Here is a 10,553-nt window from a genome sequence, read left to right on the forward strand (position 1 = left end):
TTAGTTATAACATAACATTTAGGTTAGATTGCAAATCATGTCCGTGTTCTTGACCAGGTAGAGGCAGGAAGCCGCTTCGCGTGTGGCTGCTGGAGTGGGAGAAAACTGCTGGACAAGATCAACGCTGACCTAGAATGCGTTGCCTGGGGTGAGCTGAAACGTAGTCGCTGGGGTCGAAGGCCATAAGCAGGCGGTCGCGAGCGGGCATTTTGTGCACGTTTTCGTTGACCGCCATAATCGGCGACCAGTGCCGGTGGGGCTGAGGGACCTACTGGAGAGATTTGTCGAGTTGAGTTAGCTCATGTGCGCTGAGTGCTGTGTGGTACCTTTCGTTTGGCATACCACGCGAACAGCATGATTGCTAGCAAGCACACTGCAGTTTGGGTCGTTCCCAGTATGGCAACAGTGGGAAAATTCGGCGTTGAAACCATCCAGGTCGACACTGCTCCGATTGCCATGGTGAGGAATCCCAAAAGGGCTGAGGCCAGTCCTGCTTCTTTCCCGAACGGTGTCATGGTCAAGGCCGTTCCCAGCGGATTGGCAATACCCATACCCCCTAGGAAAAGCACCATCGACAATGAGTACCAGCCCAAGCTTGGATTGCTCGGGCCTACCAGCAGCAATGCACCCGCCAAACACGCAGTCGCGAGGCCTGATAAGGTGATGGCTCGGCTACCCCAACGGTGAGCCAAGCGAGGAGCAGCCAAGCCAGCGGCAAAGACTACGAAGACAGTTGCCGCGAAATAAAGGCCCACTTGGAGCGAGTTAAGCCCCATACCGTCCATCAAGATGGACGGCGCAGCGGCGAACGAGGCGAATAAGCCGCTCATCAGCAGGCTGGTCGCCAGTGCGGGCAAAATGAAGAGGCGGTTGGACGCCAGTTTGCCGTATGCGATCAGGACCGCAGGTACTGATTGAGTCACCCGACGACGGCTAGGAAGGGTTTCACCTATCCCTCTGACGTAGAACAGCGCGATAAGGATTGCCGACATGCCGACGACTACAAAAAGTGCACGCCATCCCAAAGTGGTGTTCAGCATACTGCCGATCAAAGGTGAGAAGCCTGGTGCTGTGGCGGCAGCGATCATCGTCAGCGATAACGCGCGTGCCAGGTTCTCACCCTCATAAAGATCGCGAGCGATGGCTCTGGCCAGAACCGCGGCGGCACACACGCCAATAGCCTGGATTACTCGTCCGAGGATCAGCATGTCGAATGTGGCGGCGTTAGCCGCCCAAAACGTACCCACCACGAAAATCATCAGCCCACCCACTACCAGCCGCTTGCGGCCATAGCGATCGGCAAGCGGCCCTACCAATAATTGGGCGAAGGCGAAGGTGATGAAAAAGCTGGAGAGCGTCAGCCCGAGTTTCTGGGATGAGACGTTGAACTGTCGAGCCATTTCAGGAAAAGCGGGCAGGATGATATTGGTGGACAAGTTGCTGATGGCAGCGAGTGCTGCCAGTAGAAGGATGACCTTGGCCGTCAGAACGTTGGCCCTCTGAGTCTCGCCGTCAGCTTCGTTGGCGTGGGTTTCGAGTTGGCTGTTCATACGCTGGCCTCCCAGCGGCGGAACAGCACGCTGGCGTTCACACCACCGAATCCGAAACCGTTGGACAAGGCGTATTCGATGGGCATTTCACGGGCTGTTCCTGCAACCAGGTCAAGGCCAAGCGCAGCATCATCGACTTGAGTCAGGTTGAGCGTGGGGGGAACGATCTGGTCTTGCAGCGCCAACACCGTGAAAATGGCTTCGATACCGCCTGCCGCCCCCAAGAGGTGGCCGGTGGCCGATTTGGTCGATGTAATCGCCACGCCGCTGCCGCTACCGAATACGGCGCGAATCGCTGAAAGTTCACCCTTGTCGCCAACCTGGGTAGAAGTCGCATGCGCATTGATATGGTCCACGTCCCCAGGCGCTACCGACGCCTGTTGCAGCGCGAGTTGCATGGCACGCCTGGCACCGCTTCCGTCTTCGGGACCAGCGGTCAAATGGTAGGCATCAGCGCTCGTTCCGTAGCCGACCAGCTCGGCCAGGGGCTTGGCGCCACGGGCCAGCGCATGTTCCAGCGACTCGATCACCAGCAAGCCAGCCCCTTCAGCCATGACAAACCCGTCCCGTTGGCTATCGAAAGGACGGGAGGCTTGCTCAGGGCTATCCGAAAAGCCCGTGCTGAGCGCTCGTGCAGCCGCAAAGCAGCCTAGCGTCACGCGATCGATTGCCGCTTCGGCGCCACCGCAGATCGCGATATCCGCTTCGCCGCTTCTGATGAGCCGAGCGGCATCGCCGATGGCCTGCACCCCCGCAGCGCACGCTGTGACGGGTGCCCCAAGTGGGCCTTCAAAACCGTAGCGTATGGAGACATGACCCGCTGCCATATTGGCCAGGAACGATGGCGCCGTGAAGGGCGACAACTTGCGAGGGCCACGTGTGTCAGTGGTGCGCACCGCCTCTGCGATGGCGCCGAAGCCACCGACTCCGGAAGCGATGACGGTGGCGGTTCGCGCGCGTTCCGCCTGACGCTCGGGATGCCAGCCGGCTTGCTGCAATGCTTCATCCGCTGCTACCAGCGCAAACTCGATGAATCGATCCATTTTCTTGCGTTCCTTGGCGTGGATGACCTGCTCGGGTTGATAGCCTGCCACGGCATCCTCGGCCAATGTGGGCACGCTGCCGCCCACTGACACGCCAGTGCCTTCGACGATATCGGCAGCAAGCGCGCGAATCCCGGACTGGCCAGCCAGCAATCGACGCCATACTTCCGTTACGCCACAGCCCAGCGGGCTAACAACGCCGGTGCCGGTCACCACGATGCGCTTTTGAATAACGTTGTGAGCCATTTCGACCTCTCGTTGGATCATGAGCGCGCCACGAATGACACCGGGCGCGCACGGGTTGCAGGCAATGTTCAATCAGGCGCGGCGTGCAGCTGCTGGCTTGGCAATGCGGCTATCTGGGTGGATCTTGAACCAGATGGAATACATCGCCGGCAGGAACACCAAGGTCATGATCGTGCCCACGAACGTGCCTCCGATCAGGGTGTAGGCCAAGGTGCCCCAGAACACCGAGTGGGTGAGGGGGATGAAGGCCAGGATGGCTGCCAATGCCGTAAGCAAGACCGGGCGTGCGCGTTGCACTGTGGCCTCGACCAGGGGTTATGCCGAGATAAGGCAAAAATTAGGACATTCGTTCTGTAAATATATGATTTAAAAGGTTATTCGAGAGGCCGTGGCTTGCTGGTCATCCACCGTCTGGCTAGCCGTCTATGCTGATGCTTTTGCCTCGCTTGGGGGATGTGTTCAATGGCATCGGTGGAAAGAACAGCCTACCCTATCTTGCCCAGTCAGCTACCGGCCAAGGAGCTTCATCGAAGCTATTCCCTGTCTGATTCAGAGATCGAATGGGTCAACAACACCGCTAAGAGTCCAGCGCTCTCGATTGGGCTGGCAATCCAGTTAAAGGTGTTTCAGCAGCTGCACTATTTCGTTCCGTTCGAGGAGCTTCCTCAGGAACTCATCAGTCATGTCCGGCAATGCCTCCGCTACGGCGCACGAATAGCTCCACGCTATAGCAATCCCCGCACCCTTTACCGGCACCAAGCAGCGGTACGGCAGTACCTGCAGGTTACCCCCTTCTACAGCAGCGACGGGCTAGCGGTCACTGAGCAGATCGCACGTGACTGCGCTGTAGTTCTTGAGCAGCGAGTCGATCTCATCAATGCCATGCTTGATGAGCTGATTCAGCGTGGCTATGAGCTTCCGGCTTATTCGACGCTCAACAACCTCGCAGAAACCGCCTTGGCGAGTGCCCAGGAAGTTACCTTCAACCTAGTCGTGACTCGAGCGCCAATCGAGGTGATCTACAAGCTGAAGGAGCTGCTCGACACCGACTTCGGCCGGCGCCAGAGCGATTTCAATGCGCTGAAACAGGCACCCAAGAAGCCATCTCGCAAGCACCTGGAGGTGCTGATCGACCACTTGGCCTGGCTAGAGAGCTTCGGGGACCTGGAGGCCATCTTTGAGGGGATCGTCGATGCCAAGATTCGCCACTTTGCTGCCCAAGCCGCGGCGGCGGACGTCTCCGAGCTGAAGGACTGCTCGCTGCCGAAGCGCCACACGCTGATGCTGGCCTTGATATATCGAATGCGTGTGCGAACTCGGGACCACCTGGCCGAGATGTTCATCCGGCGGATTTCGACGATCCATAAACGCGCCAAGGAGGAGCTGGAACAAATCCAGGCGCGACAACGCCAGAAGCTGGAGCAGTTGGCGGCGACCCTGGACGGCGTGGTGCAGATTCTGGTTCAAGAACCGGATGACCAGGAAGCTGGCAGCCTGATTCGGGAATACCTCTCCCCTGATGGCAATCTGGATCGGTTGCGTGAGACTTGCGCCGAAGTCCAAGCTACCGGCGGTAATAACTACCTGCCGTTGATCTGGAAGCACTTCAGGTCCCATCGCTCGCTGTTGTTCCGTCTCAGTCACCTTCTCCAACTGGAGCCCACGACTCAGGATCGGTCGCTGACTCAGGCACTTCAACTGATCCAGGACAGCGAGAATCTACACCGCGAATGGATCGACGAGCACGTCGATTTGTCGTTTGCGTCGGAGCGCTGGGTCAAGGTCGTTCGTCGCCCTTCGAGTGAGGGGCCACCGACCAACCGGCGCTATCTGGAAGTTTGCGTTTTCTCCTACCTGGCCAGCGAGCTGCGATCCGGCGACATGTGCGTACAAGGGTCGGTATCCTTCGCCGACTATCGCAAGCAGTTGCTACCCTGGGAGGAATGTCTCCAGCGACTACCGGCCTACTGCGAAAAGATGGGGCTGCCTGGCACAGCGAAGGAGTTTGTTGCCTCTCTCAAGACCCAGTTGGAGGAAACCGCGCAACAACTGGACGAGAAATTCCCATCATGCCGAGGGGACGTATCGATTAACGAAGCTGGAGAACCGGTGTTGCGCCGAGTAGCGGCGCGGGACATCCCCCCTTCGGCCATCTCGCTGCAGACGGCGCTTATGCAGCGCATGCCGGCCAGGCATGTGCTCGATATCATGGCTAACATCGAGCATTGGATTCAGTTCACGCGGCATTTCGGGCCCATGTCCGGTAACGAGCCGAAGCTCAAAGAGCCTGCCGAGCGCTACCTGATGACGATCTTCGCCATGGGCTGCAACCTAGGCCCTAGCCAGGCTGCACGGCATCTGACCGGTAATGTCACGCCACACATGCTGTCCTATACGAATCGCCGTCACCTCTCGCTGGAAAAACTGGACAAGGCTAACCGCGAGTTGGTGGAACTCTACCTTCAACTTGATCTGCCCAAGCTCTGGGGCGATGGCAAGGCGGTGGCTGCGGACGGCACGCAGTTCGACTTCTATGATGACAACCTGCTGGCCGGCTACCACTTTCGCTACCGCAAAATGGGAGCCGTGGCCTATCGGCACGTGGCCAACAACTACATCGCCGTGTTCCAGCACTTCATCCCGCCGGGCATCTGGGAGGCGATCTACGTGATCGAGGGGCTGCTCAAGGCTGATCTCAGCGTCGAGGCTGACACGGTGTACTCCGATACCCAAGGGCAGTCGGCCACGGTGTTTGCCTTCACCCATCTGTTGGGCATCAATCTGATGCCACGTATTCGCAACTGGCGCGACCTGGTGATGTGCCGGCCGGATCGCGGTGCTTCGTACAAGCATATCAACCGCCTGTTCACCGACACTGCCGACTGGAACTTGATCGAAACCCACTGGCAGGATCTGATGCAGGTCGCATTGTCGATCCAGGCCGGCAAGATTTCCTCGCCCATGCTGCTGCGCAAACTCGGCTCCTACAGCCGGCGCAACAAGCTCTACCATGCGGCTCAGGCACTGGGCAGCGTGATCCGTACGATCTTCTTGCTCAACTGGATCGGCAGTCGCGAGTTGCGCCAGGAGGTCACCGCGAACACCAACAAGATCGAGTCCTACAACGGTTTCTCCAAGTGGTTATCTTTCGGCGGCGATGTGATTGCTGAAAACGATCCGGACGAGCAGCAGAAACGGCTGCGCTACAACGACATGGTGGCCTCGTCGGTGATCCTGCAGAACACTGTGGACATGATGCGCATCCTGCATAAACTGGCCCGCGAGGGCTGGCAGTTCACCGATGAGGACGTGTCGTTCCTCAGCCCCTACCTGACCAGCAACGTCAAGCGCTTCGGTGAGTTCAACCTCAAGCTCAATAGGCCACCGGAGCCCTGGATCAAGGACTCGGTATTCCAACAGGCCGCCGGCTCGCTTCGAGCCAACACGGCCAGCAAGACCGGTGCCTAGGAGGCAACATGATCGAGATCCCTCCCGCGACTTTTCGAGTCACACCCTACGGAGAAGTGGATGGTGTAGCACTGGACAAGCTGCGAGCCAGCTTCGACACCTCCCAGCTTCTGCGACTGGTTGACCAATTCGATGCCTGTCTGGCTGAGTTAGGTGGAGTTGTGGCTGTCCGAGATGAGCTGCTGAAGCTTCATGCGATGGCCCTAACCCTTGTAGAGGGTGTGCCACTGACAGTACCTACTGAGAATGCCTGCATCTGGACGGAGGCTGAGTCGCTGCAACAGAATCTCGAGACCCTCGCTGGGTGGGTGCGCTCTGCTCAAGCTGGAATAATCCCCTTGGTCAATCTAGCGCCCGACCACGAACAGTAAGCACTTGGGAGAGTGCCTATATTGTAAATGCGCAGGCTTGAGGAAAGACCATCTCTTGCCGGATTAAATCTTCGACAGCGGCAATCCAATACTTATCGAGCGACCAGCCGAAGAACTTGACCTGTCTCACCCGAGCGTCAGGGGCCAGCACCAGATGGCGAGTGGCCTTGGCCAGCGTTACGATCAACAGTAAGCTCCAAAAGGGTTCCCGCAGGACGCCAGCCACTACTGTGAGTGGATCACCAATAATATGTACCCAGCTGATCAGCAGCGACCAGCGCCCGAAGCGGTGATAAGCCTGCTGGGTCTTTTCCAGTTTTTCTTCGCTGACGGGAAACCAGCGTTTGTGTCGGTAGTGTTCGATAAAACGGCCCAACAGCCAGTTCAGTGCTTAGCCCAGTACATTGCCCGTGGTCGCCACGGCCAGCCGTGTCCAGGCGGCATAGGGGTCGGTCAGCAGCAAGCCGACCAGCACCGCTTCCGGCTGCATGGGCAGCAGCGTGGCGGCACCGAAGGCGGCGAGGAACAGGCCGAAATAGCCGGATAACTCGCACATCAGGCTAGGCGTTCAGGCCGATCCAGCCATGGACACCCACGTAAATCCCCACACCGATGATCAATAGGCTGGACAGGTACGGAGCGCGACGCGCCACAGCACCAAGCCAGGGCCAGCGATTGGACGCCTGGCGTGCTCCGATAGCGGCGGCAGCACCAACGGTAACCAGGGTGATGGCCAGGCCAATGCTGAAGCACAACACCAGCACGGCTCCCAGCGCGACTTCCTTCACTTGTAGGCAGAGCAGCAGCACGGTGATCGCTGCCGGGCAAGGAATCAGCCCGCCCGTCAAACCGAACAGGATGATCTGGCCCGTGGTGACGTTGCGATTGCTAAAGCGCTTGCGGATATCGTTGGCATGCGCCCGCTCATGGGCATCCTGGTAGCCCTCCAACGACAGCTCCAGGCCCTCCAGTTCTGCATGATCATGGCCATGACCGTGGCCGTGCTCGTGGAACTCCAGATCATAGTCGTGAGAATGACCGGCATGGCCGAGGCTCAGGCGCGCTGTGAATTCGTGGGGTTCGGGAATCTCGTCCACTGACTCCAGGTAGTCACCTCGGTCGACGAAGCGAAACTGCTGGGCCAGGCCATCGGGGCGGGTCGTCAGCAGGCTCATTTCAGCTGCCGACCAGGCATGGCCAGTCAAGATATTCAGTCGCCAGCGCGGAGGGACGCCCTCTTCGAAGATCGACAGTTCGATGCGCCCATGCCCGGTGTCGATGCGCTGCATTTCATCGTGGTGGTGATAGTCATGCTGAAGATCATCGCCTTCCTCGAAGCGCCACATCTGCTCGCCACGCCAGGTGCGCCAAAGCATCCACAGGGCGATGGTGATAATTATGGCGGCGGACGCAAGCTGGAAATACGGCTCGGTGGTTTCGGCATTCAGGTTCTGCCCCAGGTACATGCCGGCCATGGCCACCAGCCAAACCACTGCGGTGTGGGAAAGCGTTGAGGCCAGTCCCAGCAGAACAGCCTGCTTCACCGTGCCGCGAATGGCCACGATAAACGCCGCCATCATGGTTTTCGAATGCCCTGGCTCTAGGCCATGCAAGGCTCCCAGCAGGATGGCACTGGGGAAGTACAACCAGGCCTGCGAGGCTCCCTGTTGCAGCAGTTCAGCGAAGCTCGACATGGGAAAAGGCCTAGAGGTACTTAGTGATTTGCTTGAAGTCTTCGAGCGATGCGCGTTCACCTGTCGCGAGTGCTTCGACGGTGTGTTCCAGGCAGTGATCGATATGGTCTTGGATAAGCACACGCTTGGCCTGGCAGACGGCTTTTTCCACGGCATGCAGTTGCTGAGCGATGTCGACGCAGGCCCGGCTGTCTTCGATCATGCTGACGATGCTGCGCAGGTGGCCCTCCGCACGCTTCAACCTTTTGATGATATCGCTATGACTTTGGTGCTGATGGCCGTGTTCGTGATCGCTCATGCCTTGAGTCTCATGCATCGATGAATTACGCTCGCATCCTATCCCCCTGGGGGGGATATGGTCAAACCAACTACCCCTTCAGAACAACCATCCGCTTAGGCATCAAAAGAAACACGACATGCTCAGCAACCCCATCAGCACTAAGGTGATTTTTGCCCTTGCTCTGGCCATCTTGATAGCCTGGGCCGGGCACACCTCTGCGCTCTTTATGGGTTCGAGTCAGCCAGTCGGGAGTGGCAACAATGGCGCACATTCGCATACCCATGGTGACGAGGCGCTCGCCTGTGCTGCATACGGGGATCACTGCCACTCACCGCTGACCGCCGACCATGTGCATGAAACACCGCACCTGACCACGCTGCTCAGCATCAGCACGCTGCCTGAACGTACGCAGCCGATACCCGCCCCTCGTTACTCCATTCCTCCAAGCCCGATCTTCCTGATTGAACGGCCACCGCGCGCCACATTCGTGCTCTGACATAGGCTGCTGTGCGGCCCAAGACCCCTTTAACTCAGGACTCAACCATGGATTCGTTATCCATGAGCGCAATGGGCGCATTTGTCGTGCGTCCGAATCGCTCGTTATTACTGCTGCTGTTGTTTATGGGCACCTCGAATAACGCGAGGTTTTCAGTGAATCCGACCGCCAAATGATGGCCATGATCGAATTCGGTTCGATTTCTGCGGCGAATCACCGCTTTCTGGGCGGTGTCGCCCCGTTTTTCTTCCGAATCGCCCTCTGCAGCGGCGATTCGGCCCACTCCGGGCGTCAGAAGGCCTTGATTCCCGCCTTCTGGAAGTACACCAGCCGCTTCAAGTTGTAGCAGGCCGCCATCATCGTCATCGCAAAGTTCGCGCGCCCCTGTCCGATGGTACGGATCAACTTGCCGCCCATCTGCTCGATGCTCGCGAACACGTGCTCCACTCGGGCACGCGTCTTGGCGATGCGGTGGTTGCGCCGTTGCTGACACTCGGAAAGGGGCTTGTTGCGGTACCCCTTCCTCTGGATCTGATTACGATAGCCGTGATCCTTGAGCCAGCCCTCCCGGTCTGCGCTGGTGTGGCCTCGGTCCGCATAGACATCGCGGCTCGTGTTGCTCCGGTCGATGAGCGCATCGAAGTGCTTGCTGTCATGGACGCTGGCCGTATCAGTCTCGAATTTGCGGATGATCTTGTACTTCTTGTCCACGTTGACCGAGAGCTTGTAGCCGAAGTGGTTCTTGCCGTGCTTCTGCGTCCAGGTGGCATCCGTATCCTTCTGGCGCCGTTTGGCTGGCTTCCAGTTAGCCGGCATCGCGCCTTCCCTGACCAGCTTGTTCTCCTCACGGCTGTTACGTTGCTTGGGAGCAGGCACCAGCGTGGCATCGACGATTTGGCCGCCGCGGGCGATGAATCCGTGCCGGAGCAGTTGGGCCGTGACACCGTCGAACAGGACCTTCGCGCCGGCGTCGCCGATGCGGTTCTCGAACGTCCACACGGTCGTTCGATCCGGAATATTGACCGCGCTGGCCAACCCGCAGAATCGCTTGTAGCTCATCCGGTCAAGCAACTGGTACTCCATCTGTTCATCCGACAGGTTGTACAGCCGCTTGAGCACCAGAATCCGCACCATCGTCTCCGTCGGATACGGCGGGCGACCGCCTTGAGGGCTGACAGGGCGCGGCGCTACCCGATCGACTTCCGCCGCAAGTGCCGCGAAATCGATGTACGACTCGATCTGGGCCAGCGGATCTCCAAGCGTGTCGATCTTCTTCCGATGATGTTCGTCAGCGAACAGGTCCGTCTTGATGGCAGTGCGCTTCTTCATGGCTGGTGTCAGAGAACGAAATCAGGACAACGCAATTTTACCAATCGCAGGGGGCCGAGGTTTTTCGAGGTGCCCT

General features: G+C 58.6%; 9 protein-coding genes and 2 pseudogenes. 3 read left to right on the forward strand and 8 right to left on the reverse strand.

What is annotated here, in order from left to right; all coding sequences use genetic code 11:
• Nucleotides 1-299: 299 nt before the first annotated feature.
• The 3 genes and pseudogenes from ACTJJN_RS24675 to ACTJJN_RS24685 all read right to left on the reverse strand — a co-directional run.
• On the reverse strand, nt 300-1,550 hold the full coding sequence (locus ACTJJN_RS24675) for a multidrug effflux MFS transporter (protein ID WP_440781690.1): 1,251 nt from the start codon (nt 1,548-1,550) through the stop codon (nt 300-302).
• A complete protein-coding gene (gene fabF, locus ACTJJN_RS24680; RefSeq protein WP_012052251.1) occupies nt 1,547-2,839 on the reverse strand; it encodes a beta-ketoacyl-ACP synthase II in 1,293 nt (430 codons plus the stop codon). Before fabF ends, ACTJJN_RS24675 begins: the two co-directional genes overlap by 4 nt.
• Nucleotides 2,840-2,911: 72 nt before the next feature.
• Nucleotides 2,912-3,151: pseudogene (locus ACTJJN_RS24685) on the reverse strand (efflux RND transporter permease subunit); the annotation flags it as partial.
• A 150-nt stretch (nt 3,152-3,301) separates the two neighbouring features.
• On the opposite strand from ACTJJN_RS24685, the gene ACTJJN_RS24690 reads away from it, so the two are divergent.
• Together ACTJJN_RS24690 and tnpC are read left to right on the forward strand one after the other, a co-directional pair.
• Nucleotides 3,302-6,307 carry a Tn3 family transposase gene (locus ACTJJN_RS24690; RefSeq protein ID WP_023082813.1) on the forward strand — a complete coding sequence of 1,002 codons (3,006 nt, stop codon included), beginning with the start codon at nt 3,302-3,304 and terminating at the stop codon, nt 6,305-6,307.
• A gap of 8 nt (nt 6,308-6,315) precedes the next feature.
• The gene (gene tnpC, locus ACTJJN_RS24695; RefSeq protein WP_010953865.1) at nt 6,316-6,678 is read left to right on the forward strand and encodes a Tn3 family transposase post-transcriptional regulator TnpC; all 363 of its coding nucleotides are present in this window, start codon (nt 6,316-6,318) and stop codon (nt 6,676-6,678) included.
• A gap of 142 nt (nt 6,679-6,820) precedes the next feature.
• On the opposite strand, the pseudogene ACTJJN_RS24700 reads toward tnpC, so the two are convergent.
• The 3 genes and pseudogenes from ACTJJN_RS24700 to mreA all read right to left on the reverse strand — a co-directional run.
• Nucleotides 6,821-7,234 (reverse strand): annotated as a pseudogene (locus ACTJJN_RS24700) (YqaA family protein); the annotation flags it as partial.
• 4 nt (nt 7,235-7,238) lie between these two features.
• Nucleotides 7,239-8,372 carry a Ni(II)/Co(II) efflux transporter permease subunit MrdH gene (mrdH, locus tag ACTJJN_RS24705; protein WP_010953868.1) on the reverse strand — a complete coding sequence of 378 codons (1,134 nt, stop codon included), beginning with the start codon at nt 8,370-8,372 and terminating at the stop codon, nt 7,239-7,241.
• A 10-nt stretch (nt 8,373-8,382) separates the two neighbouring features.
• Complete coding sequence (mreA, locus tag ACTJJN_RS24710; RefSeq protein ID WP_010953869.1) at nt 8,383-8,670, reverse strand: metal-sensing transcriptional repressor MreA; 288 nt, start codon at nt 8,668-8,670, stop codon at nt 8,383-8,385.
• 118 nt (nt 8,671-8,788) lie between these two features.
• On the opposite strand from mreA, the gene ACTJJN_RS24715 reads away from it, so the two are divergent.
• Nucleotides 8,789-9,148: a hypothetical protein gene (locus ACTJJN_RS24715; protein WP_010953870.1), complete on the forward strand. Its 360-nt coding sequence runs from the start codon at nt 8,789-8,791 to the stop codon at nt 9,146-9,148.
• 34 nt (nt 9,149-9,182) lie between these two features.
• Here the strand turns inward: ACTJJN_RS24715 and ACTJJN_RS24720 are convergent, their stop codons facing one another.
• Nucleotides 9,183-9,431, reverse strand: coding sequence for a hypothetical protein (locus tag ACTJJN_RS24720; RefSeq protein ID WP_090315687.1), 249 nt, complete (start codon nt 9,429-9,431; stop codon nt 9,183-9,185).
• Nucleotides 9,432-9,439: 8 nt separating this feature from the next.
• Nucleotides 9,440-10,477 carry an IS5 family transposase gene (locus ACTJJN_RS24725; RefSeq protein WP_023082810.1) on the reverse strand — a complete coding sequence of 346 codons (1,038 nt, stop codon included), beginning with the start codon at nt 10,475-10,477 and terminating at the stop codon, nt 9,440-9,442.
• Between the last annotated feature and the right edge of the window lie 76 nt (nt 10,478-10,553).

It is taken from the genome of Pseudomonas sp. 22515 (genome assembly GCF_052044625.1).
Taxonomy (GTDB): domain Bacteria; phylum Pseudomonadota; class Gammaproteobacteria; order Pseudomonadales; family Pseudomonadaceae; genus Aquipseudomonas; species Aquipseudomonas alloputida.